The following is a 24730-nucleotide window of genomic DNA, read 5'->3' on the forward strand; positions in this document are numbered from 1 at the left end:
GGTGGACCCCCGCCATATCTGCAGGCTGTCCGACGCCGCGCCGAGCCGCGTGCCGGCCCGACCCATTCATCCGGGCGGCAGGAAGAGACGGGCATCCTCTGGGACGAACTGACCGCGGAGCCATGCCGCGAGGTGGGCCTGGCCGAGATGACGGAGATCGTCGTTGAAGTCGCCGAGCTGCGGCCGCAGCACCAGGGCGAGAATCCCTGCCTCGCCTGCGCGCTGGCTGAGACGCTCTATGCCGTGCCGGCCGGCGGCGTCGGCATCGGCTGCGATGTAGAGGCGACGGCAGCCAGGCGGGAAGATCAGGCCGGCGAGGTGATTGGCTGAGGTGGCGGCAGCCAACGGCAGCGCCGGCATCACCGTCCGGAGCGACGCCATCGTCTCGAAGCCCTCGCCGGCGGCCATGACGGGCGCACCGGACTGTTGGCCTAGCCAGATGCCGTTGCCCAGCAGGTGACCAAGCGAGCGGCGTGGATCGGCGACCGGTGCCTTGCCGACCTTGCCACTCGGGTCCAGCCCAGAGGACAGGTAAGTGCGCTGCAGGCCGGTGATACGCCCGTCGAGGCTGGTGACAGCGGCGATCAGCGCAGGCAGGGTCCGCGTCTCGCCCGTGACGAGATCCCTGTAGTAGCAGCCAGGATGGAAGCGCAGCGCGCGCTCATGCGTCGAAAGCAGAATGCCGCGGCCGGCGAGGTATCGTTCGGCCAGCGTGCCAGCGATCGGCTGCGACATGGCGAACAGGCGACGCGCGGCGTCGGGAGAGCCGCGTGCCGCGGCAAGTTGGCGCTGCGCGCCAAGGGGCTGGGGCGGGGGCTGGGGCGGTGGCAGCGGCATGGAGAGGAAGCGACGTGCTTCATCCGCGACCTCGCGGAAGTCGACCAGGCCACAGCTCTGCTCGATGACGTCGAGCAGGTCGCCATATTCCCCCGACGACTCGTCGACCCATTTTCCGGCTGCCTTGCCGCCAACCGCCTTGAGCCGCACATGCATGGAACGGCCACGCGTGTTGCGGACATCGCCGACCATCCAGTAATTGCCGGAGCGACGGCCGTTGGAGAGATATTCGCGGCACACCGCCTCGGCATGTTCGCCAAGGCGGCGTGCCAGCTCGGAGGGCGAGACGGTCATGATCATCCCCTCACGCCGCTGCCGCGCGGTCGGTGACGCCGACCAGTGTGTGGCGGTCGAGGAGCCCGGCGAGGATGGACGGTCCTTGCTCGCTCGTCGGGATGAACAGCCGGAGCTTCCAGGAGATGATCTCGGAGATCAGCCCCAGCGCCTTCAGCCGGGGAACAAAAGCGTCTGTGAAGCCGATCAATTCGACACGATAGTCGTTCATGACGCGACTGCGGCGCAGGATCAGGCCATCGGCGAGTTGCAGCCCGATCCTGCCTTCCAGGAGCCCGGTCCATGCCTCGTCCGGCGCGAGAGTCGGCACATTGTCGAGCCCCAGATTGCGCAACATGGTTGCGACAAGGGTCGGCGCGATGTGACGCCCTACGATGCGTTCGCCGGCATCGGTCTGGATGCGGTAGACCTGGCAATCATGGTCTGGCAAGCGCCGCCAGATCGGCAACAGCAGACCCGTCACGATGTGAAAGGTGCTGGTGGTGAACTCCGGGACGGCGGCGACTTCTGCCTGCCACAGGTCGCAGAACAATTTTCGGTCGGCCAGCTGCCAGTGGGTTTCGGCAAGGGCGTCGAGACCGAAGCGCAGCTCGTCCGTCGGCCGCAACAGGCGTACGCGATGCTCTATCGTGCCGTCGTCGAGCATCAGGCTCGCCGTCGGCAGCCGGATCGCCGCGCGACTGGAGCGGTCGTTCACCAGGAGAACCGATCGCGGCTCCGCCCGGACAATGGCCAGTGCGTCGACCAGGCCGAGGGGCCGGATACGGTCTTTGCGCGCGACGGTCAGCACATGCGACTGCGCGCCGGAAAAAGGATGCGCGTAGACGGTGCGACGATCGGTGACGACGATGTTTTCCGCCGTGATGGTCTCCAGTCCCCTGTCGTAGCTGCCGGCGGCAATGGCGCCTTCTATTTTTGCTGCCATCAGTTGTTCGAACACCTCGAACAGCAGGTTCTGGGTTTCGATGCGCAACGCCAGCAGGCGATTGAGCCAGGTCGTGATCGGGGGCAGCTCGTCGCGCAGCCCGCCCTCGTCAGTCGTCAGCGACAGGCCGGTCACGGTCTCGAAGGTCGTGAGCGAACAACCTTCGATCCTGCCCTGATGCAGCAGCATGTAGAATTGGCGAAGTGCGGCCCGCGCGTAGGGGCTTTCGAGATTGTCCTCGGCACGGAACAGCCCTGCCCCGCCGGTCTGGCGCTGGCCGCGCGTGATAGCGCCCAGCGTGTCGAGCCGTCGTGCGATCGTCGACAGGAAGCGCTTGCCGGCTTTCACGTTGGCGGCCATGGGCCGGAACAACGGCGGTTGCTTCTGATTTGTGCGGTGGGTCCGTCCGAGACCCTGGATGGCGTTGTCGGCGCGCCAGCCGGCCTCGAGCAGATAGTGTTTGCGCAGCCTCTGGTTCTTCGCCCCAAGATCGGCATGATAGGAGCGGCCGGTGCCGCCGGCATCCGAAAACACCAGTACGCGCTTGTCGTCATCCATAAAACTCTGGGTCTCGGCGAGATTGGCCGAGCCAGGGCGGTTTTCGACGGCCAGCCGGTCGATGCCGTCGCGGCCGGTCTTCTTCACGATGCGCCGCGCGCGGCCGGTCACCTCGGCGACGGTGTCGGTGCCGAAATGGTGGATAATCTGGTCAAGGGCACTGCCGACCGGCGGCAACGATGCGAGTTTTTCGATCATCTCGTCGCGCCGGCGAACAGCCTCCCGGCACTGGACCGGGTTGCCATCTTCGTCGTGAACGGGCCGCGAATAGACATTGCCATCGGCGTCCGAGTATTCCTCGAACAACTGCGTCGGGAAAGCATGCATCAAGTACCCGCCGACATACTCGCGCGGCGTGACGTCGACATGCAGGTCCGACCATTCCTCGGTCGGGATTTCGGCAAGTCGCCGTTCCATCAGCGCTTCGCCGGTCGAGACGATCTGCACGACCGCCGAATGGCCATCGGCAAGATCCTCTCCGATCGCGCCGATCAGCGTCGGCATCATCATCGAGGTGATCAAATGCGAGAAAAAACGTTGCTTGGTACTTTCAAAGGCTGAGCGAGCCGCCGATTTTGCGTTGCGGTTCAGCGTGCCGGCCTCGCTGGTGATGTTGGTCGCCTCGAGTGCGGCGGTCAGGTTGTTGTGAATGACCTGGAACGCGTCGGCATAGGCGTTGTAGATGCGGATCTGTTCGTCGCTCAGCGCGTGCTCGAGCAGGTCGTATTCGACCCCGTCATAAGAGAGCGAACGCGCTGCATAGAGGCCGAGCGATTTGAGGTCGCGGGCGAGCACTTCCATCGCAGCCACTCCACCGTCCTCGATCGCGGCGACGAATTCGGCGCGGTTGGCGAATGGAAAATCCTCGCCGCCCCAGATGCCGAGGCGCTGCGCATAGGCGAGGTTCTCGACGGCGGTCGCGCCAGTGGCCGAGACGTAGACGACGCGGGCGTCGGGCAGCGCGTGCTGCAGCCGCAGGCCTGCCTTGCCTTGTTGCGAGGGCGCGACATCGCCACGCTCGCTTTTGCCGCCAGCGGCATTGGCCATGGCGTGCGCCTCGTCGAAGACGATGACGCCATCGAAAGATTTTTTTGCCCCCGACGGGTTTTCTCCAATCCCCGTCTGGCTTTCTTTAATCCCCGTCGGGCTTTCGGCCCTTCCCGTGTCTTCTCCAACCCAGTCGAGGATCTGGGCGATCCGGGATTTCTTGCCCTCCCGTTCTTGCGAGCGCAGGGTTGCGTAGGTCGTGAACAGGATGCCCTCGGCAAGGCGGATCGGCGTGCCCTGCCGATAGCGCGAGAGTGGCTGCACGAGAAGTTTTTCCTGGCCGAGTGATGCCCAATCGCGCTGGGCGTCTTCCAGCAATTTGTCCGACTTGGAAATCCAGATCGCACGGCGGCGGCCCTGCAGCCAATTGTCGAGGATGATGCCGGCGACTTGCCGTCCCTTGCCGCAGCCGGTTCCGTCACCCAAAAACCATCCACGGCGGAAACGGACAGCGTTCGCAGCACCTTCTGGCGCGGCCGAGACGACATCGCAGGTCTCATCAACCGTCCAGGCGCCGGTCAGATGGCCGCAATGCGCCTCCCCGGCATAAATCACGCTTTCGAGCTGGGCGTCCGACAGCAGGCCCTCGTCGACGATCGCATCAGGAAGAAGCGGCCGATAGGAAGGTTTTGGTGGCGCGACGGCGGCCATTGCGGCCGACTGCACAAGCGGCGTCGGATGCGGCTTTGCGCGGGGAATGTCGATCGACTGGAGCGCGTAGGGCTCGTAGATTGTGTCGGTGAGCCGGCCGCCGTCCTCCGACATCCAGTTGCGCAGCTCATAGGCGAGGGGGACCGCCGGCGTGCTGTTTGCCGCGACCCGGCGAGCGGGCTTCGCCCGCACAATCGGACGGACCGATTGGATGGCCTTCGGAGCAGCAGTCGAGACAGCGAGGGGTGCGGCTCTCGCCGGCGATCGGGCGCCCGTACGCATGGTGGCATTGCGCAGGATGCCGCTGGACAATGCACCGATCGAGTCCGGAAAGCCGCCCGGTAGCCGGGGCGGCAGAGCCGTGATCCAGGCGAGCAACGTTTCGACATCGGTGGCCTTGCCGGGCGACCGGACGAAGCTGTTCGGGTCGGCGGCCGGTACCTTGTCGATGATGGTCAGGCGGGTCTCAGTGGTGGTGCCATGGCGGGCGTAGACACGGCCGTCGATCGCCGCGGTGAAGACAATGGTGCCCCGCTGCTGCAGGCGTTCGAAGGCGGGCCGCCATTTGGGGTTTTCGGAAGACAGGCCGGTGCCGGTGACGGCGACAAGACGGCCACCCGATCGCAGGCGTGCGAATGCGGAAGAGAGGTGCCGCCATGCCGCGTCAGTGACGTGGCCATCGACATAGGCGCCGACGCTGAAGGGTGGATTCATCAGCACGACGGACGGCTCCATGGCCGCGCCGAGATGATCGTCGATATGGGCGGCGTCGCGCCGCGAGACGGAAGCCTGTGGAAACAGCAGGCCGAGGAGATCGGCCCGCGTCGCGGCAAGCTCGTTGAGGGCGATCGAGGCGCGCGCCATCTCAGCATGGACGGCGAGCAGGCCAGTTCCGGCCGAGGGTTCGAGAACGAGGTCGCAAGATGCGATCGCTGCGGCGTGCGCTGTGACGAAGGCCAGCGGCAGGGGCGTGGAGAGCTGCTGCATGGCTTGGCTCTCGTCGGACCGTCGCGTATGGGTGGGAAGAAGGTCGGCGATGCGCTTCATCATCGCCAGCGTTGCCTGCGGCGTAGTCGACCGGGACAGGATCGCCGGGCCGAACCGACGCAGAAATAGCACCTGGGCGACTTCGAGCGCCTCATAGGCATCCTTCCAGACCCAGAACCCTTGCGCATCGCTGCCGCCACAACCTGTCGTCATGGCGGCGCGCAGTGCGGCGGTGGTGATAGGCTTGCCCTGTTCCAGGAAAGGCAAAAGCAGCATTGCCGCTCGATAGATCGCCTGGGCGTTGTTGATGGAGGCCGGCGTCGGCGCGTCGAGGGGAGCGGCGGTCCGGGTAACGGCAGCTGTGGCGGAAACGATGTTCATGGAGATGTCCTTCGCGAGGGGGGAATGATGCCCGCGCCGGCACTCTCTCCGCGCCCGCCGGGCCACACTCCTCCCGGCTCCCCTCTGCCTCTGGCGCCGATGCACCAAAGGGGTTGCGCTCTGTGCAAACCCATGACTTGAATGCGCGCACAGGGATGAGGCGGCGACCTGGAGCTGTGGAGGTGATGCGACGGTTCAGAATTGGCAGTGCGGTCTACGAGGAGGCGGCGCCTGACCTGCAGCCGGCGCTGGCGAGCGCCTATGGCCGCACCGAGCGTCCGCTATGCCTGTGCCGCGAGCCGGGCTGCCCGATGTACATCGCCCGCATCGGCGACCTTCACCTGATCAAGCGCATGCCGCTGAGCGGCGGCGGGCATGATCCATCCTGTGAATCGTATGAGGCGCCTTACGAACTGTCCGGCCTGGGCGCCTTGATGGGCAGCGCGATACAGCTCGATCCGCAAAATGGCTTGGCGGCCCTCAAGTTGGACTTCAGCCTGTCGAAGACGGGGAGCCGCGCGGCATCGGTGCCTGCGGGGCAAAGTTCCGCCAGCGTAACCGCCGATCCCAGGAGGATGTCGCTGCGAGGCCTCCTTCATTATCTCTGGCACGAGGCCGAATTGACGGTCTGGACATCGCGATGGGCCGGCAAGCGACATTGGTGGAATGTCCGCTGGCATCTGCTCGAGGCCGCCGGGCTAATGACCGTGAGAGGCGGACCGCTCGCGGATATCATGTTCGTGCCCGAGCCGTTTCGCGCCGAGAACAGGCAAGCGATCGAAAATCGTCGCAACGCGGTTCTCGGCACGGCGCTCCCGCCGAAATCCGGTCCCCGAAAGTTGCTCGTCCTGGTCGGCGAGGTGAAGGAGATCGTGCCCGCCCGCTCCGGTCAGAAACTCGTCATCAGGCACCTGCCCGGCTTCCCCTTCATGATCGACGATGCATTGCATCGCCGCTTGCAGGCGCGTTTTGAGAAAGAATTGTCGCTATGGGCAGCGGATTCCAGCTCGCATCTTATGACGATCGCGACGTTCGGAATGAACCCGGCCGGCCTCGCCATTGTCGAGGAGGTCGCGTTGATAGTGGTGTCCGAAAACTGGATTCCCTACGAGACGGTCCCGGAGAAAAGGCTCGTCGATGGGCTCGCCCGCCTTCGCGAGAAAAGCGTGAAGGGATTGCGCTACGACCTGCAACCAGACCAGCCGATCGCCAACGCTTTGCTCCAGAACAGGCAAGAACCGATTGCGCTCTTTGTCGTTCCGGCCGGAGCGGACGAGAACTATGAGGCGTCGCTCGACGAAATGATCGCCGCACGACCGGAGATCGGCTCCTGGGTGTGGCGGGTCGGCGAAGGCGATATGCCGCCGCTACCGCCTTGAGCGTCGGCGGAATTTCCGTCGCTGCTTCAGTATGCCTTAGGCCAGGCCCAGCTTTTTCTTGAGCTCGGTATTTTCCTTGCGCAGACGGTCGGCAAGCAGACCCTTCAAGCGCTTGTTTTCTTCTTCGAGCGCGACAAGATCACGGAGATCGTCGCTGTCTGAAGAAGGCGCGGCAGCCCTCTTCCAATAATAGTAGGTCTGCTCGGATATGCCGGCCTGGCCGACCGCAATCTTGCTGGTCGCGCCGCCAGCGATCGATTTCTCGATCTGCTCAAGCTTCTGGGTGCGTTCCTTCTCTGAATATGTCTTGCGGGTGGTCTTGACTGCCAACGGAGCTTTAGCTGCCTGGGGCGCTGGCTTCGCCCCGTTCTTGCCGGCCGGCTTTGCGAGCTCTGACTTCGCTTTCTTTGCTCGCGGGACTTTCTTCTTCGATTCAGGCACTTCCACTCTAGCTGGTGCTACTGTCGTCTGAACAGTCTGAGCGCCCTCAAAATCGGCCATGATATACTCCGCTTGTGGTGTTTCCCCTTCTTCAGCATCAAGGGGTCTTATACTGAAGTCAATGACATGGGAATTTGCAAGCTGAGCGGCATGAGCCGGCTGCGTCATCTCCGTGGCAATTTTGGACAGGTCGAGATCGCCCCAGATCGAATGACTTCGCTTTTGCAGGCCGCGCTTCTGTTTCACTTCCACGATGAATGGCCGGATCTGGCGCTTCATAGTCTGTTCCTTGATGTGAGCATGACTTGCTAGCCAAGTCGCAGTTTGGGTTAGCGAGTACCCGACGTATCATATCGCTTTCGCGGTGCTTTATGGGAGAAGCCCCGCAACGAGCAAGCGGTGTGTCATTGGCCTAGGCAATCGGCTCAATCAACGGGGGCAAACATGGCTACCGAGAGAGAGAGCTGCCTCATACACGCCATGGCTCAGGCGTCTAGCCAGCGGAGTGCGATGACTGTGCACAATCCGGCTGGAGCGATTGCAATCCCTATTTTCTTGGGAACTAATCTTCTCATGGCGGCAGATGAGCTGGACGCGCTTGTTTTCGGGATGGCGGTCGACAGCGTTCGTGCGCTTTCTGTTCCTTTCGCGGAAAAAGTCGCGGAAGTCGCCCACAGAAGTCACGGCGTCCTGCTTTTCAATTTGCGCATCGATGGCGACATGGAACTTCAGCGCGTCGCCGCCATCCGGTATCCAAGTAATCAGACAGGGGTTCTGGTGCTGGATAAGCAGGGCTTGTTGACCAGCCATTGCATGGTCAATGGCACTATCTCCAGCTTTATCGCTCCGTTGGAGGACTGGAACACGCTGCCGCTCGCAACGCAGGCCTGGACGAGTATTGCCGGCTCGGCCAACCTGTTCATCGGCGCTTTACGCAATGCCGGATACCTCCCGCGTGGCAGGCACTGACCCGAAGTTTTTCTGAGGGCCGAATGCTTATCCTCGGAGCAGTTGGCCATACGGCCTCGCATGTCTCAACAGCTTGAGGTTGGGCCGTATGCAGGTGCATCCATTGAGCGAAAGTTGGTCACCGTGATGGAGACGCATCGCCGCCGAAGCGCGGTTCTTATAGATGCCCATCGTCGCCTTCCTTCGTCAGCTCCGACGCAATCGCACTTTGGACAGGAATTCGTCGATCTCGAGATCCGACAGATCATCGAGCAGCCTGAAGGCAGCATCATGCCTTCCAGCGTTAACGAGAATCGTGCGCTTGCCACGATGTTCGGCCGACCCGGTCTCGCGGTCTGCGATGCGGGCGGTCCCCCTGAGCTCGACAGGGGTTGTGTTCCAGATTGCCTCGAGCTTTTCCGCGCGGGTCATGCTATCGCTCGCGCCGGTCTCGTGGGCGATGATGGCGGCGCGCATCTTGTCTGGCGACTGCCGATCCGTGAGATCGCAAAAGCCATGAAACCAGCGCTCGCGGCCCCGGATCCGGATCGCGAAGAATACGCTGGTGACGTTGCCGGCCTTATACTCCGACATGCCGAACATGCCCGTGCGCATGAAGAGCGGCGGCAACAAATCGAGCATGAAGTGGTATTCGGACGCTGTGATCTCGAAACACTCGGCTGAATAGGGAGTGCCGGAAAGCGGATCGATACCGGGAGTGTCTTTGTGACGGCTGAACAGTTGGAACATCTGCTCGCGGGTGGCGACGCCGTCGAGCACCTTTCTGAACGGTGGATGTGCGGTCATGGGGTTCTCCTGAAGGCAGGTCGGCCACGCGCGGCATCGGCGCGCCATGGCAACTGCTTGCAGTGTTGTGGCTGGCGACGGGCCGAGCCTGCGGCCGGACGCGTCCATCGGCGATGATGGGGTCTGCAAGGGGTTCAGGCGGCGCGTCGTTCGGAGGAACGCGAAGTGTCTCGACCAACCCCGGTGATGGCACGGACGGCCGCGGCGAGCGCCGGGATGTCCTCGAGCATGCCGAGCGCAACGAAGTGGTTGGCCCCGCCAGTATAGTCCTTGCGGCCCTTGCAGGTGCGGATCAGGATGCCGTGACCTGAGGACAAACCGAATTGGCCGACCTGGATGTAGGCGCGGTCATGGTGCAGGGTAATTTCACCGGAAACGGCTATGCCCGCCTTGTTCGAGCGCAGGTCAAAGCTTCCCTGCGGCAGGGCAAGTTCGGCGGCGAGTTTCTTCAGCCGTGAACGGGCTATCGTGTGGAAACGTCTCTTCTGCTGCTCGTCGTAGGAGCAGCTTCTGTTCCAGTCGAACATGTCGATCTCCATGAAACGAAAGCGCCCGGGGTCGCGATGGCGATCCCGGGCTCGAGAGTGAGTTGGAACTGAAAAGGGCCCGGCGGGAGTGCCGGGCCCGGTGCGAGCGTGAGGCCGGCTATTCGGCGGCCTGGAGGTGGTCCGTTTCGTTGCCGTCGATGGTCACCGGCTCATCGGAGGACGGATCCGCATCGTCGGCGAGGAAGGCCGGAAGCTCGGCGGCATCGCCGTCGAGAGCCGCCTCGTTCGACATGTCGCCGGCGACCGCGTCGCCAGCATCGGCAGACACTTCATCGACCTCAATGCGCAGCGGCTCTGGCAGCCAGTTCGAGCCTTCGAGAAGACGGGCGGCTTCACGGGCCATGATGTCCTTCTTCATGTGGTCGATCAGCTGCGCGGAGTCTGCGCCACGCGCTTCACGGACAGCCTGTAGTATCCGCGCCTTGGTCAGCCGCCCGAGGAACTCGACCGTGGGCGTCCAGCCCGCGTCGATCATGTCGAACTGGAGCGAGCGGCCAAGTACGTCTGCATGCTCGAGCGCCTTCGCTCGCCTGTTCCAGGGTTCGACCACCGCATTGAGGGTCAGCGAGACGCAGTGCGCGAACAGCGCCTTGCGGCTTGCTTCGTCGAGGCCGAGAAGGAAGTTCCACAGGCAATCCGCCTCATCGGGCAGATCGCGGCCCCAAGCTTCGTGCCGCTCGGCGATCTCCTTGGCCCAGGGTGTCTCGGCAAGACCGTCGACCTGGCTGAAGCTGCCGCTCTTCAGGCTGATCTCCAGGCACGTGTCCGGCGCGAAGCGATAAAAGACCTGCAGGACGAAGGCATGGAGTGCGGCGACGATGGCGATGTCGACGTCACCGGCGAGCGCGTTGCGCAGTGCCAGCGTCCGCTGCGCAGTCAGGTCGAAGACGAGCCGATCGGGCAGTGGCTTAATACCATCGTCCTCGCCGTCGTCGCCCAAGGCGTCGTGCACCGGTTTGCCGTTGACGACAACACCATCGCCATCGTCGTCGCCATTGGATCGGGTTTCGCCGTCGGCGCACCCTTCCTCGCCCTCGTCGACATCGCCGGTTTCGGTGTACGGCGGCTCGTCCTCGGACCGCACGAAACCGGCGTCGACCTGGAGCTTGCCGCTCGCGGCAAGCGTAACGAACACACCGGCAATGGCCTTCTGGGCGGGATCGTAGCTTTGAGGACGATCATCGATCGCATCGAGCTCGGCACCCAGCTGGTCAAGCTTCGCCTTGATTGCCTCGTCGGTCTCCTCTGCCTTGGCATAGTCCGCATCCAGCTTGTCGTATTCGGCCTTCAGCGCGTCGTAGCGTTCGATCTCCTCGGCGCTGAGCTCCTGCGCCTCGGCGTAGATGCGCCGCATGCCGGAGGTGTGGCCATAGGGAAAGCTGATCGCCGCCTCGACCCACTTCCAGCCTTCGGCGCGGATTGCCTCGGCATCCACCTTCAGCCTGTCGAAGACAAGCTGCTCGAGGAGCGCCGCATCCTGGAACCAGCCGCCGGAATCCTGCTCGAACAGGTCGCGAAGGATGATGCCGCCAGCCGCCTCATAGGCTTCCGCGCCGACATAGACGGCCCGGCGATCATCGGCCCGAACCGTCGTCTCCGTCAGCAGGCGCCTGATGTAGTAGGGCTCCTGCGTGTGCGAGCTGGCAATCCGTTCCCAGACCTGTTCCTGACGTGCATGATCGTCCGAGATCGAAAACGCCATGATCTGTTCGAGCCGGATTTCGTCCTTCTCGTAGAGATCGAGCAGCCTCGGTGACACCGATGCCATCCGCAGGCGCTGCCTCACCGTCGCCGGCAATACGAAGAAGCGGGCGCCAATTTCCTCCGGATCGAGGCCCTGATCGCTGAGCGTCTTGAAGGCTCGAAACTGGTCGAGCGGGTGCAGGTCGGCGCGCCGCAGGTTTTCGGCAAGCGAGTCCTCTTCGGCCGAGGTCTCCTGCCCGCGGTTGACGATGCAGGGGATTGGCTCGTTCTTGGCCAGTCGCTTCTGCTTGATGAGGATGCCGAGCGCGAGAAAACGCCGGCCGCCGGCGGGCACCTCGAACGTGCCGGTCTCCTCGCCCTCGCCGTCGAGCACGGGTCGGACGTTCAGGCTCTGGATCAGCTTTCGCCGTCCGATGTCTTCGGCCAGTTGCTCGATCGACACGCCGTCCTTGATACGCCGAACATTCTTCTGCGACAGCATCAGCTTGTCATAGGGAATATTCTCCGCGGCGTTCATCGCGATCTTCTGAATGGCGTTCTTTGCCATGGTCAGGTTCTCCATGACGGGCGGCCCGGGGCCTCTCCCCGAACCTCCAAGCCCGTCATCAACCCTCACCTCCCCCCTCTGCCTCCAGGCCTCACGCCAGCGCCGCCTCCCGACTTGCAGGCTCGACATGAAGCGCTGCTGGTTTCGGCTCGCGGATCTAGACGCGGCCGAGCCGCGCCCGAGGCGCCTTCAGCATGTTGGCGTTACCGATTTCCACACGAAAAAAGGCGCCGTCCACTTGCTTTGGAGGACCGCCCCTGGGATTGACGAGACAGCCCGCGGGCGAGGCCGGCGACGAGAGTTGTCGTTGCCGGCCTGCGCAGGATCAGGCGGCGAAGTCGAGAAGCTTCTTGGCTTTGCCCTCCATGTCCAGGCGGACATCCTGGTGCGGCTTGTCGCGCGCGACCCGCGTGATGCCCTGCACGAAATCAAAAATCGATTCCGGTGGTCTGCCTTCCTCCATGAGCACAGTATCGATGATCTTCGTGGTCTCGGACTTGGAGAAGCCGCGCTTGCGCAGGAAACCCTGGCGATCTTCGTCGTCTCTGGCAACGATCCGTTGCCGCGCCGTCTTGATGCCGTTGACGAATGGCATGGGCGAGGAATCGGCAAATTGGATCAAGGCCGGCTCGGCTTCCAGGGCGAAACGGGAGGCCGCGTATTTTGAGTGGCGGATGGTGATTTCCTCGAAATCTTCCACGCCCCACAGATTTCGATTCTGACACACTGCGCGCAGATAGAAGCTGGCGATCCCGAGGGTGCGGGCGCCGACTTCGGAATTCCAGCAGTAGAAGCCGCGGAAATAGAGATCCGGTTCCCCATTTGGCAGCCGCCCGGCCTCGATCGGGTTCAGATCGTCGACGAGGAACACAAAGACATCGCGATCAGACGCATAGAGCGTCGTGGTGTCGCGGGAGATGTCGACGTGCGGATTGTAGATACCTGTCGACCAGTCGAGCACGCCGGGTACCTTCCAACGCGTGTCGCCGGTACCGTTGCCGGCGATCTTCTGCACGGCGTCCACCAGTTCTGAGTCAAATATTCTGCCGTAATCAGGGCCTGTTACCGCTCGCAGCTCGAGGCGTCCGTTCTCGATTGCCAGCGTCTTCACCTGCTCGGCGCGGTGGTTGAGAAGACCGTGCTGAAGGTTGATCGCGGCGAGCGGGGCTGGAAGCTGCCGCAGATAGGTGGCTGGTGCGCCGACCAAACTGGCGAGTTGGCTAAAACTCCAATGCGTGGGGGCAACAGGGGCAGGCGCATCGGGCAGCATTAGCCTCAGGCGCTCCGGATCGTCGCGGCTGGCCTCGACGCGGATCAGCTCACTTTCGACGATGCGGGTCTTGCTGCGCTCCGACCGGCTCTTCACCGCACTTCCAAGGTCGTTGAGCGACAGATATCGCTCGTCCGCCGGCCGGTTGAACCATTCTGACGACACGCGGCCATTACGCTGGCCGCGGCTGGGGTCGACCTTGTAACCGGCACGCTCGTTGCGCTTGGGCGCAAGAATTTCCATCTGGATCATGGGTGTTGCTCCTTGGCGGGCGCCGGGAGACTCTCTCCCGGACCTTTACCCGCCACCGCACCCCGCCCGCCCTCTTCCTCTCCCGGCACCAGCGCGCCCCTATCAGCCTCGCCTTGCGGCGGCGGCCTCCTCACGGCTGGCACCCAAGAAGGAAGGCTCGGCTTCAGGAAAGCCCGAGCCGGGACCAAGCGCCGTTTCACGTTCCGGACGCGACAGAATTCCGCTGTGCTTTCTTGCGCGCCCACACTGGTGCCCATCCGAATTCAGATAGCGGCCTGCTGAAATTGGGCAGGCAACTTATCTTGAGATTGGGCAACCGTCGTTCTGTTCTGGCCCTAACCACAAATGTATAAATTGACCCGACATCATGATACGCGAAGACCTGTCACGGTCGGAATTGAGAGTGTAATTGCATGTCGAGCAGGTTCGTCCGGCCCGTGGTGGTGCAAGTTGGCCGGCATGACCGTGAGCGCATCATATTCGATGTGAACGACGCAGCGACGATCCTGCTGCGGAGTTTCCCTCATCAGACAAACAAGCGAAAACTGGCCATGGATGCATGTCTTCAGGTCCGGGCAGGTAGACCGGCAATATTTACCTCGATCGGAGATGGCATATGCGAAATTTGCTGAGCGACATCGATGCTGACGTTGTGATCAAGGGGAACGCGCCGGACGAATGGGAGGAAACATCCGACGCACCGCGCATATGGGTCAGCAAAGGTGACACTTCAACAACATGCCGGTAGGCCACCAGACCTGTCCTCTTGGTGCACTGAAGCTTGCGTGCTTGATGCGATTGCCAATTTGAGTGCCTGGTTCAGCCAGCCTTGCTCAGGTTGCCGGCAGACGATTTACCGGTCCGCCGATCCTGTTCCATCTCGTAGTTGACCTTCTGGCCGTCAGCAAGCGTCGATAGGCCAGCGCGCTCGACAGCAGAAATATGGACAAACACGTCCTGTCCACCACCGTCGGGTTGAATGAAGCCAAAGCCCTTGGTCGCGTTGAACCACTTTACCGTTCCAGTCGCCATAAAGGTGTTTCCTTGCCGTAAGTGTCTACCTGTCCGCTGGCCGACCGCACTGGCCGCAGCTGTTTCAGATACATGCAGCAAATGGCCCTCATAGCAAGTCTTTGGCCTGTTTGACGACCTTTTGGCGCCAAGCGGTGGGGGGTGCTGACGCCACCTCGATAATTGAGCAGCGCCAGCATCGTATGCTTGAAAACAAGACTCTCGGAATACTGTCCCACCCTTGTGCCATGTCGGTCCGACGCGCGGACAACAACCACCAAGACTGCTGCCGGTCGACGAAACCAAAGACCGAAAAGGCCGCATTGGCTTTGAGCTGGGCGCAAAGCGACAAGCTGCGGGATCGGCGATCGTCATCCCGTCATCTTCGCCATAGCGCCGTTCGCCTTGAGCGCCGCCATCAGCATCGGCCCGACAGAGAACTGCCCTGACGTCGCCTTTTCGGTCAGTACCCGCAAATAACCGCCGGCCGAGTTGATGTGCTGCGCCCTTTGCAGAATGCAGGCAATCACGATCGCCGCGATCTCTTGGCCCATCACATGGCACGCCTCCTCATACGCAGACGGCGAAACGCCCAGATATCCCCGCACCTGGGCGGCCGTTATCATGAGATCGCGCCAATTGCCGATCCCGTCGACGGCATAATCCGCAATTTCGGGGCAAGCCTTCAGCACCATCCCTAGTGGGTATGTTTTCGGCGCCTCTGCGGTCCTCGTCTTGGGCTCGGCCGACGCCCCGCCTTTCTCTAAAGCAGGTTCAAATTCAAAAATAGAGTCGGTATTTGAATCAGATTGCTGCCGCTCGTTTTGAGAGTCATCGCCGCTCGGATTCATGGATTTCATATGGATTTCCAGCAGCTTATCCACATCATCACGCAAGGCGGCCAGATCGGCAACGATGGGCTCTAGCTCGGCAATGCAGGCTCGGCGCGGAATTGCCTCCACAACGCCGCGGAAGCGCTTCCACAGGCCTCCCCAGTCGCCTGGAACATCTTCGTCAACAGCCGCCTCGATCAGCTTCTGGATGTCTCGGCGGTGCAAAGTGATCCGCTCGCGCATCAGCCTGAGCGCCCTGTTGTCGGCGCGAACACGCTCGGCCGCCGCCTCGAACTCGTGAGCGCGGGCAAGCAGCGGCGCCAGGGAGAAGCCAAATGCTTCCTCGATCTCCCCTCCTCTGCCCTTGCGCGCGTAGCGCTTGCCGTTCGGACTATCCCGACGGATGATCAGCCCGCAGTCAACAAGAGCCGCCAGGTGTCGTCTGACTGTGGGCTCGGGCATTCCGTGCGACCTGAGCGACAGCTGTGCGTTCGAGGGAAAGACGATGAGCTCGTTTTCCTCACCCAATTCGCTGTCAGGATAGAATGATAGCAACGCATTCAGGACGGCCAGCGCACGATCGCCGATACCGACGATGCTCTTGCCCTCGCAGAGGTTGCGGTAGATCTGCCATTTGTCGACGACCCTGCCCTTGGGGATTTCACGTGAATCGTTTTGCGCTGCCAGCATGGCAAGCGACATCGGCCGCCGCCCAAAGGGCGTCGTTGCAATACCCGTCTCCATTTTCTTTCACCTTCGATTAGGCAAAAGAAATCTGCTCGCCAAAACGGCGCCACGACTCTTGACAGTGATTCGGGGAAATGCGATTCTCAGCTTGCGACAGACGAGAAGGGCTTCCGCGACGGTGACGTTCGGGGGCCTTTTTCTTTTGCGGTTTCAGTCTCCTGTTGAGGTCTGCTCCGACTTTCTGAACGCCTCATAGAGGTTGCTCAGATTATCGGAAATCCACGTACCAAAGCGGCTGCCGTCCATCTCCTTCACGGCGATCGTGATGGCCTTGCCTGCCTTCTTAACGCTGACGCTAACTGCTTTGTCCTCCGGGACCCAGGATTGTGCTTGGGACTTCAGACCTACCTTGCGAACCGGCTTCCCCTTCGCATTCAGGGCTCCTAGCAGCCTTTCAAAACGTTCGTTGCTTTCCAACTCACCGAATTCTGGTTCGGACAAGATTGCATTAACCATTTCGAATTTCTTGCCGGCGAGGAGAGACAGCTCAACCCACCGCTCGCGGCCTACAGACGTAGCGGATCCAATCTTGCCGATCACAGACGCCGGAATTCTTGAGACGACTGACACCATCTTTGATACCGCAGCGGCGTTCGAGGCCAATGCTGACGAGATCACATCTCTGTCGTACCCCAAATCCTCAAGACGCTTTGCGAACATCGCCTTCTCGATGAAGCTAAGATTTGCACGAGCGGAATTCTCCTGACCCTGGGCAATTACATGGGCCCTGTCGTCGATCTCCTTGACGACTGCCCTTACCTTCCGTCCCAGCTCACGAGCGACTCGGACTCTGCGGTGGCCGAAGACAATCATATAGCGGCCGTCGGAGCCTGGATGCGGACGGACAAGTATGGGAGAATCTTGCCCCCTTTCCCGAATAGCTTCCAGCAGTTCTTGGTACTGCTCCTGGTCGTCGCCCATGCGGTCGGAAACGAACGAGCCGTCGACTGCGCTTGGGTCGAGTTCCACGACATGCTCGCCCTCAAGATACGCATCCGCTTGCTTTGCCAACTCGTTGACCGAACGGATCATCGATTTTGACGCTCCGCGGATCGGATATGCTGCAGCCGCGGTAGATGCCTCCCGCTCGCCGGCTTCCGCTTCTACGAGACCAGAAAGAAGATTTTTACGTGCCATATTTTACCTCCAGGCAGCGTAGGCCGTTGAATACATTTGGAAAAGGTGCACTTTTGTCAGCAGACAAGTCAGCGCCCCCATGCTTCATGAATCAAAGCTACGATTTCGCCATTGACGACGTCCAAGGCTTCCATTGCCCGCTCGTATGTGGACCGGGTCATCGCACTCTTTTCGACTTCGTAGAGGGTCTGCTTGGTAATCCCCGCATCGGAAATCGCCGTTGATTTCAGCATCTGGTTCTTTAGGATGAATTCGCCGAACAGCGTATGCAGGAATGCCACCATCTGCGCTTGCGGCTGGTCCGTAGGTTCGAATCGAGTAACAAGGTAGCGATACCACTCCAGATTCACCTCGGCACCAGCCGCTCTGATCGGCTCCAGGATGTTCCCGAGCATCAGCAGAAACTGGCCCATGCTCATCACATCGAGCATCTGCGGATGGATCGTGATCAACACTGAAGTCGCCGCGGTCAGTGCAGTGATCGTCAGGTAGCCAAGCTGCGGCGGACAATCGATAACTATGACATCGTAGCGATCGTCGACCTCCATCAATGCCTTCGAGATGCGTGTGAAAAACGCCCTGCCCGCATTCGAAGACTTGTCAGTCATTGCCAGAGGCGTGTCGTATTCGAATTCCTGGAGCTCTAGGTTCGCTGGGACGATGTCCAAGCCCGGGAAATTCGTCGGCTTGATGATCTCGGAGAGAGGCACCCTCTCGTCGTCATAACGAATCGCGTCGTAAAGGGATTTCGTCTGGTCGAGTTCAGGCTGGAACCCATGCAATGAAGAAAGCGACGCCTGCGGATCGAGATCGACCGCTAGGACACGGTGACCGGTAAGCGCAAGGTATTGGGCCAGGTGGGCAGCTGTAGTGGTCTTCCCGCTGCCTCCCTTGAAATTAACCACAGCTAAAATCTGAAGCTTCTCGCTGGGCCGCCGATGGGGAACATACATGCGGGCGTCAGATCGACCGTACTGGTCCAGATACTGGCGCAGCTCAAGCATCTGTTCAGCAGTGTACGAACGTCTGCCCGACGTCGAGGTTTCAGGCACCGGTCCCTTTCCTTCCAGATGCAGTTTCTTCAGATGGCTCTGGGAAACCCCCAGATACGTGGCAACCTCCGCCAGCGAGAACGAACGAAGATCTTTCTTCGCGTGGGGAGGGAAGCGCTGCATCGAAAGCAGGTGCAACTTCTTCGATATCTGGTCGCCCTGATCGAGGATGCTTTTCTCGAACAGCAGCGGGATCTTTGTAGGAACGGGCGAGTTCACGTTCATTCGATCGAGACTCTCTAAAAACGATTTTTGACGTAAAAGCGCCAAGCAACCGTCATTATGTCCGATTCGTTCGCCCGGGCAAGAAATTTAAAGTTAACAAAAGCTTAACGGTCGCGGAACTGGGCTCAATAATATGATTCATGCAACTGAATATGCTGCACAATTCTGCGATTTTGTCTGCGGACAAAGCCTACCATCCAAGCACAATATCCTGCTTACCCAGGCATCACGCCCAGTTCTTATCGGCTTCCTAAGGCGCTCCGTACCGGTGCCTGGCAAGTGATCACGACACTCTGAGCCTATGACGAGTATTTGCAGATCAAACCGACCGCGTTCTGACCTGACATCGCAAAGCGCCATGTTGTCTTTCACCTCCCTTGAAGACGCTAAGCAAAGCGTTCCAGGTGATAGCTGTCGGAGGAGAGAGGGCAGCACTCATCAGTCCGTTGCCTCACGATAAGCGCCAGGTGGGAGGACGGAGCAATGGTGTCGAGTTCGCTCAATGGGAAAAGAGAGGGCTTTTCAGAGCCCGGACGCCTTAGTGAGATTGATCCGGAAACGGTCGCGACGCCGCTGGTACTTGCGGGTCATCTCGGCGCTGGCGTGGCCAAGCTGCTTCTGCACATAACGCTCATCAACCTCGGCAGAGGAAGCCAGGCCAGCGCGTAGTGAATGTCCGGAAAACTTCTGTCCCCGCTCGCCCTCGGAGAGATCGCCGCGCACGCCGGCGGCCAAGGCGGTGCGCTTGACCAACCGGGCCACCTCCTGATCGTTGAGCCGATCGACGCCGACCGTTTTACCCTGACCAGTAACACGGCGGAACAGGGGGCCATGCGCGATGCGGGCAAACCTCAGCCAGGTCTCGAGCGCGACAATCGGGCAGGTGGCGTCGGACGAGCCGCGGCCGATCTCGACCTCGCGCCAGCCGGTTTTGCCGCGCAGCGTAACAAGAACACCTTTGTCGAGCACCTCGACCCAGCCGCGGCCATCCTCGGTTTGATCGCGGCCAAGATCGAGGCCGACGATTTCGGAGCGGCGCAAGCCGCCTGTAAAGCCCAAAAGGAGCATGGCGCGGTCACGCAGGCCGCGCAGCGTGCCGCGGTCGAGCGTCTCCAGCATGGCAATAAGATCGTCGCGCAGCACGGCCTCCTTCTGACGGGGCGGGGCAGCGTGCGTGTTGCGGATGCCGGCGAGCACGGTGGCGATATGACGGTCCTTCCGGTCAAGCGATTGGCCGCGCTGAGTGTAGTTCCAGGTCAGGGATGACAGGCGACGCTCGATCGTCGCCACCGCCTTTTTGTCCCTTCCGGTGCCCGAAGCCTGCGCGGTGATATAGAGGCCAACGGTCTGCGGGTCGGGCCGCGATGGATCAAAAGACTGGCGCCGGCACCAGGCGCAAAAATGCTTCCAGTCGGCTGCGTAGGCGCGACGGGTGTTCGCCGAACTTGCGGCCTCGACATAATCGCGCGCCCGGTCAGCGAGCCTTTCGAGATGCGTAGGCAACGATGTCTGTCGCGTGTCAAGGACCGGCGGGGGAGGGGAGGGGCCTTCATCCGGCCGCCCCATCTCCATGACGACGTCGACAATGTCCGGCAGGTCATCGGTGTCGATTGCGTCGGTGGACACCATCAAATTCCAGCCTCGTCCATTCTACTGTCGCAGCAATGCGATTCTTACGAGCGAAGGTGCGGCCAAAGTCCGGAATTGTCCACCGCGAGCTGTGTGACGGAATAGCTGCGGGAATTGCCTCCGCTCCGGTCCTCGTATCGCATCAGCGGGAGCGCAACGGGCCTTTCCGATCCAGGGATGGCCTCTCAGGGGGTGGTCTCTCCTTGCTTTCATGTTCAACATCCTTTATATTCCGTTCAACAGATGGAGATACCAAGATGACCATACGTGGCGCAGCGACAGCCGCAAGCGAGGAGCGGATCGCCCACACCCGCAACCGTCTGGTGCTTGAGCAGGCCAGGGCGGTCGGCCTGCTTGGCGCGGCCAAGAACACACGCCTTTCCGGCAGGGTGCCGTCGGAATTGATCGAGGCGGCAAAGAAGCGTGCCCATGTGACCTCCGACACCGAACTGCTTGAGCTCGCCTTGTCGCGGCTGGCCCTTGAGGATGATTTTGGCGCCCGGCTCGTCGGCCGCAAGGGCAGCATCTCCGCGGACATCGATCTTGGCATTTGATCTAGGCGGCGCACTGCGGTCCCTAAAACCACAGCGGCGTAGGGCAGGGCTGGAACGGCGACCAGATTCCACCCTGTCCTGGGCAGGTGACCAGCCGCCTGTCGGCGGCGTATTGCTCCTCGACACCAGCGTCTATCTGGATGTCCTGCAGGGACGTACGCCCGAAGCGGTCGATAACCTTCTGACGTATCGGCTCTGTTACCACTCGGCCGTCTGCCTTGCCGAGCTCAGCCACGTGTTCGGCCGGCTCGACCCGGCGCACCCGACGACGAAGTCGGTCCTGGGAGCCGTTGCTGATACGATCGAGGATATTCCGGCGCACCGGCTGCATGCACCCGACGCCACCGCTTGGGGACGCGCCGGCATGCTGGCCGGCCTGTTGTTCCGGCTGAGCCATCTGCCGAAAGGGAAGGGGCATGAACGCCGCTTCCTCAACGATGCGCTGATCTTTCACCAGGCCGGTATGCTCGGGGCGACGGTCCTGACCGGCAATGTTGGCGATTTCGATTACCTCAGCCAGCTTGTTCCGTCGGTGCGGGTGATCTTCTACCGGGCAGCGCCAGGTTTGCGCCCGCAGGCTTAGAAGCGTCAGTGGGATGCACCAGCGCTAGCGTAGCCGTTCCAGGAAAGATCGTCGCGCTGCGGGACGGTCCGGAGGTCGCTGGGCGTGAATTTTGGGCTTCTGCTCGACGAAACCGGCCATTTCCCCATTTAGCGCAAGAATGAACGATAATGCAACATTATCGTTCATTATGCTGATCTGACAGGCTGTGCGTTTTGGCGCGAAAATCGTGGCGCAAAGCGCACGGGCGCTTTACCCTCCAAATCATGATTCGCCTCGATCTCGCGACTGCCACCCCCGCCTCGTCGCCGATTGTTCCGGCCTGGGCGCTCGTCGCCGGCAGCACGCCGAGCGACGCCGCCGCCGCCTTCCAGGCCGGTGCCGCCTTGGCTTCGCTCGACACGCTGGCCCGTGCGCAGCCCGCCTGGGCCGGCGCTTGGCGCCAGCGGCTGGCGCTGAGATGCGCCGCCGCCAGCATGCGGCTCGCCGGTCGTGCCGAGGGTGAAGCCGCCTTGCGCGATGCCTGGCACTTCTGCCCGACCGGCGCCGATCCCGGTCCCGCCGGCGCCATCCTTGGCGCCTGGCGGCAACTGGCCGTGCAGCCGACCGCCAACAGCGCCGGCCGGCTCGAAAAGATTGTTGACCAGCTAGGGCTCCATTGGGACAGCGCGGTTCTCGGCGACCTTTGCACGGAGATCGAGGATGTAGCGGGGTCGCAGCAGCCGGCGCCATTCGCCGCCGCGGCGATCGCCGCCCGCGTCGTCACCATGCGCCCCGATGCCGAGCTTTTGGCCTGGTGGCTGGCCGACCTGGTGCTGGCGCAGAGCCTGCGCTGGCCACGGCCGCTACCTCTGCTGATTGCCCAGGCCGTTGGTCCGGCTTTTCGCCGCGAGCCCGGCGGCAAGCGCATCCGACCCGGCGAAAAAAGTTTTGAGCGCGCGGTCTGCGTTGCGCTGGTTCAAGCGGCGACGGAGTCCTGCCGGCTGGCCGCCGAGTTGTCACGTCGTGCCGAAAGACTCATCGCCATCGCACCAAAATTGCGCGCCAAGGGCGCCAGTGAGGTGATACAAAGACTGCTCGACGATGATGCCGTTTCGGGCTCGCTGACGACCAAGAACCTGTCCCGCTTTGCGGCGCGGCGCCTGTTCGACCGGCTCCAACAATTGAATGCCGTGCGCGAGCTCTCCGGCCGCACCACCTTCCGGCTTTTTGGGTTGTAGCGATGACCGAAGCCTCTGCCCGCCGCAAGCCGAACGAACAGCCTGTGTTGTTCGACACGGAATTGGACCACCTGCCGCCGGAGCTGCGCTGGCGCGAGTGGATGGGCCGCGTCGAAGCAGTGATCTTTGCCGCCAGCGACCCGGTGCCGCGCGAGGTGCTGGCGCGGGTAGTGGGAAGAAACTGCAATCTCGAGCTGATCATCGACGACATTCGCGCCGAGCTCGCCGGCCGCCCCTATGAGCTGGTCGCGGTCGCCGGCGGCTGGCAGCACCGGACCAGAAAGGTTTTTGGCGACGCCATCCGCGCCGCCTTCGGCACGGCAGCGGGCGAGGGGGCAAAAGAGGCAAAGGAACTATCGCAGGCGGAGGCGCTGGTTCTGATGTGCATTGCCTATTTCCAGCCGATCACGCGTGGCGAGCTGTCGAGCTTTTTCGGCAAGGAGGTGTCGCGCGATTTGATCGGCGTGCTGCGCGTGCAGGAGCTGATCGCCTCGGGGCCGCGCAGCCCGCAGCCGGGAGCGCCCTATACCTATGTGACGACCAAAAATTTTCTGTCGCAGTTCGGGCTCGACACGCTGCGCCAGCTGCCGGACTTCGAGGCGCTCGAGGACGCAGGGCTGCTATCGAAGGAGAAGCTGCTGGCCGGGGATATACCGATCGGCCTTGGCCGGGGGGAGGGCGACGGCGAAGAGCGCGAGCCCACGACAGGCATCGTTGAAGATGAGGCGCTCTGAACTGATCGGAAACCAGGTTGCTTACGACAGCTAGCAACTCAGGGCCAAGATGACTGGTCGTGCGGCAGCCGGTCGTCGGGATCGTGAACCGCGACATGGTCGCCGTCGACAAGATTGGCCGGAAAGATCACCAGATTGGTGCCGCCGGCGTGACGCAGCGACGGGAACAGGATGCCGCGGAGCCCGGCCGTGATGATCAGGTCCGCGAGCTTCCACGAGGGCGGCATTTTTTTGTCGATGCGAGCGATCTGGCGCCAGGCACAATCCCATTCCTGCCAAGCGCTGTCCCAGATCTCCGGGTCGAATCCCTGCGAAAGGTCGGCCACCTCAGCGAGCGTGATCTTGTAGGCGGCAAGCGTTGCCGGCGGGACGATGCTGGCGCCCTGCTTATATTCGTCAAGAGCCGTCTGGGTCGAACGCGACAGATAGAGTGCTTCGACGCCTGGCCGGTTGAAACGACCGCCATCGATCGCCGCGCCTGCACCGCTGGTGGGCAAGAAGGCCCATTTGGGTGTCAGATAGCGATGGAAGATCTCGTCCGGCCCGACGCGGGTGACCTTCACCCGCGCGCCCCGTTCTCGAGATCCCGGATGAAGGCCAGGACCGCTTCGACCTGGCCTTCGGCGACGAGTTCGGCCGCCGTGCGATGGCCATAGTCGGCGATCGGCTCATTGCGATACCAGTAGATTGCCTTGTCGACGTCGCCGGTGAGCTCCGTCGCGGCCGAGATCACCTTCACCATCTCGCGCATCCGGCCCTGCAGGCGCTCCGATGAGGGATTGCGCAGCGTGTTGCGATGGACACCGGTCAATTGCGCCAGGTTGGCCACCTTCACGCCAAGCGCCTGCGACAGGCGCTTCGGCGAGATATAAGGCGTGCGCGGCTCCTGAAGGCTATCGACAAAGCCTGAGATCGCGGTGGAATGTGCGAGCTGTGCGTGGGCCATAGCAAATCTTCGACCTCTCATATGCACAATATATGCACATTCCAACGCATAGCAAGTGAACAGTGGGCTGGCGAGTTCCAGCGACCCGTTTGTCCTTCCTCATCCTCGCAGCGGTTGCCGGCTGGCGGCAGCAATGCGCCTCATATCGGACGTTGAACCTACCCCAGTAGATCCTGGAAGCGGCCATCCGGGCTACGTTAAATCTCCCTTCTGGCAAGTTGCTCTCTCCCGCCCGGCAGACTGGTCGGCCTATTTCAACAGCGCGGCTCGACTTCAGTCCATGAGGTTGAAGTCACAGGTCTGGCCATTCCACGCTCTGAAGAGGTGCCGCCTGTCGTCTAGCGCGCCTAACGTTCTCCGACCGGAAGAGATCTATGGTGGTACGATCGAGTTTCGGTAGGTGGCGGCCAATTTGACCATAACCATCATGATCGAACACCGCGGCCGGCACGCCTACGCCGAGCAACTTCCTGGAGTCCAAAAGCAGTCTCATCGCACAGCACT

The 24730-nt window shown here is 62.0% G+C and carries 20 protein-coding genes; 6 read left to right on the forward strand and 14 right to left on the reverse strand.

What is annotated here, in order from left to right; all coding sequences use genetic code 11:
* Positions 1-66 precede the first annotated feature (66 nt).
* Together NKJ67_RS03880 and NKJ67_RS03885 are read right to left on the reverse strand one after the other, a co-directional pair.
* Positions 67-1131, reverse strand: coding sequence for a DUF7146 domain-containing protein (locus tag NKJ67_RS03880; RefSeq protein ID WP_352580553.1), 1065 nt, complete (start codon positions 1129-1131; stop codon positions 67-69).
* Positions 1132-1141: 10 nt separating this feature from the next.
* On the reverse strand, positions 1142-5680 hold the full coding sequence (locus NKJ67_RS03885) for a strawberry notch-like NTP hydrolase domain-containing protein (RefSeq protein ID WP_352580555.1): 4539 nt from the start codon (positions 5678-5680) through the stop codon (positions 1142-1144).
* 185 nt (positions 5681-5865) lie between these two features.
* Between NKJ67_RS03885 and NKJ67_RS03890 the strand changes: the two genes are divergently transcribed.
* Positions 5866-7059: a DUF1173 domain-containing protein gene (locus tag NKJ67_RS03890; protein ID WP_352580556.1), complete on the forward strand. Its 1194-nt coding sequence runs from the start codon at positions 5866-5868 to the stop codon at positions 7057-7059.
* A 36-nt stretch (positions 7060-7095) separates the two neighbouring features.
* Here NKJ67_RS03890 and NKJ67_RS03895 read toward each other — a convergent pair whose 3' ends face one another.
* A complete protein-coding gene (locus tag NKJ67_RS03895) occupies positions 7096-7779 on the reverse strand; it encodes a transposase (protein ID WP_352580557.1) in 684 nt (227 codons plus the stop codon).
* A 231-nt stretch (positions 7780-8010) separates the two neighbouring features.
* Here NKJ67_RS03895 and NKJ67_RS03900 point away from each other — a divergent pair, with 231 nt between their 5' ends.
* A complete protein-coding gene (locus tag NKJ67_RS03900; protein WP_352580558.1) occupies positions 8011-8469 on the forward strand; it encodes a hypothetical protein in 459 nt (152 codons plus the stop codon).
* A gap of 186 nt (positions 8470-8655) precedes the next feature.
* On the opposite strand, the gene NKJ67_RS03905 is transcribed toward NKJ67_RS03900, so the two are convergent.
* The 9 genes from NKJ67_RS03905 to NKJ67_RS03945 form a co-directional block, all read right to left on the reverse strand.
* Positions 8656-9363, reverse strand: coding sequence for a DUF1419 domain-containing protein (locus NKJ67_RS03905; protein ID WP_352580559.1), 708 nt, complete (start codon positions 9361-9363; stop codon positions 8656-8658).
* A 26-nt stretch (positions 9364-9389) separates the two neighbouring features.
* Positions 9390-9782: a hypothetical protein gene (locus NKJ67_RS03910; RefSeq protein WP_352580560.1), complete on the reverse strand. Its 393-nt coding sequence runs from the start codon at positions 9780-9782 to the stop codon at positions 9390-9392.
* Between the two features lie 118 nt (positions 9783-9900).
* Positions 9901-12054, reverse strand: coding sequence for a ParB/RepB/Spo0J family partition protein (locus NKJ67_RS03915; RefSeq protein ID WP_352580561.1), 2154 nt, complete (start codon positions 12052-12054; stop codon positions 9901-9903).
* A gap of 325 nt (positions 12055-12379) precedes the next feature.
* A complete protein-coding gene (locus NKJ67_RS03920) occupies positions 12380-13576 on the reverse strand; it encodes a DUF932 domain-containing protein (protein ID WP_352580562.1) in 1197 nt (398 codons plus the stop codon).
* Positions 13577-14395: 819 nt separating this feature from the next.
* The gene (locus tag NKJ67_RS03925; protein WP_352580563.1) at positions 14396-14608 is read right to left on the reverse strand and encodes a cold-shock protein; all 213 of its coding nucleotides are present in this window, start codon (positions 14606-14608) and stop codon (positions 14396-14398) included.
* A 350-nt stretch (positions 14609-14958) separates the two neighbouring features.
* Positions 14959-16164, reverse strand: coding sequence for a plasmid replication protein RepC (gene repC, locus NKJ67_RS03930; RefSeq protein WP_352580564.1), 1206 nt, complete (start codon positions 16162-16164; stop codon positions 14959-14961).
* A 153-nt stretch (positions 16165-16317) separates the two neighbouring features.
* Positions 16318-17304 carry a plasmid partitioning protein RepB gene (repB, locus tag NKJ67_RS03935; RefSeq protein ID WP_352580565.1) on the reverse strand — a complete coding sequence of 329 codons (987 nt, stop codon included), beginning with the start codon at positions 17302-17304 and terminating at the stop codon, positions 16318-16320.
* Positions 17305-17372: 68 nt separating this feature from the next.
* On the reverse strand, positions 17373-18581 hold the full coding sequence (gene repA / locus NKJ67_RS03940) for a plasmid partitioning protein RepA (RefSeq protein ID WP_111543958.1): 1209 nt from the start codon (positions 18579-18581) through the stop codon (positions 17373-17375).
* A gap of 522 nt (positions 18582-19103) precedes the next feature.
* Positions 19104-20210, reverse strand: a complete 1107-nt coding sequence (locus NKJ67_RS03945; RefSeq protein WP_352580566.1) for a site-specific integrase — start codon at positions 20208-20210, stop codon at positions 19104-19106.
* 257 nt (positions 20211-20467) lie between these two features.
* Between NKJ67_RS03945 and NKJ67_RS03950 the strand changes: the two genes are divergently transcribed.
* The 4 genes from NKJ67_RS03950 to scpB all read left to right on the forward strand — a co-directional run bounded on the left by NKJ67_RS03950 (position 20468) and on the right by scpB (position 23280).
* Positions 20468-20764: a hypothetical protein gene (locus NKJ67_RS03950; protein ID WP_111543956.1), complete on the forward strand. Its 297-nt coding sequence runs from the start codon at positions 20468-20470 to the stop codon at positions 20762-20764.
* The gene (locus tag NKJ67_RS03955) at positions 20754-21347 is read left to right on the forward strand and encodes a type II toxin-antitoxin system VapC family toxin (protein WP_352580567.1); all 594 of its coding nucleotides are present in this window, start codon (positions 20754-20756) and stop codon (positions 21345-21347) included. Before NKJ67_RS03950 ends, NKJ67_RS03955 begins: the two co-directional genes overlap by 11 nt.
* A gap of 245 nt (positions 21348-21592) precedes the next feature.
* Entirely contained in the window at positions 21593-22546 is a 954-nt protein-coding gene (locus NKJ67_RS03960; protein WP_352580568.1) for a DUF1403 family protein, read from the forward strand.
* A 2-nt stretch (positions 22547-22548) separates the two neighbouring features.
* On the forward strand, positions 22549-23280 hold the full coding sequence (gene scpB, locus NKJ67_RS03965; RefSeq protein WP_352580569.1) for an SMC-Scp complex subunit ScpB: 732 nt from the start codon (positions 22549-22551) through the stop codon (positions 23278-23280).
* Between the two features lie 38 nt (positions 23281-23318).
* Here the strand turns inward: scpB and NKJ67_RS03970 are convergent, their stop codons facing one another.
* Together NKJ67_RS03970 and NKJ67_RS03975 are read right to left on the reverse strand one after the other, a co-directional pair.
* A complete protein-coding gene (locus tag NKJ67_RS03970) occupies positions 23319-23843 on the reverse strand; it encodes an RES family NAD+ phosphorylase (protein ID WP_352580570.1) in 525 nt (174 codons plus the stop codon).
* Positions 23840-24226: a hypothetical protein gene (locus NKJ67_RS03975; protein ID WP_352580571.1), complete on the reverse strand. Its 387-nt coding sequence runs from the start codon at positions 24224-24226 to the stop codon at positions 23840-23842. The genes NKJ67_RS03970 and NKJ67_RS03975 overlap by 4 nt, the downstream gene beginning before the upstream one ends.
* Positions 24227-24730: the final 504 nt, after the last annotated feature.

Source organism: Mesorhizobium sp. M0088 (genome assembly GCF_040322895.1).
GTDB lineage: Bacteria > Pseudomonadota > Alphaproteobacteria > Rhizobiales > Rhizobiaceae > Mesorhizobium.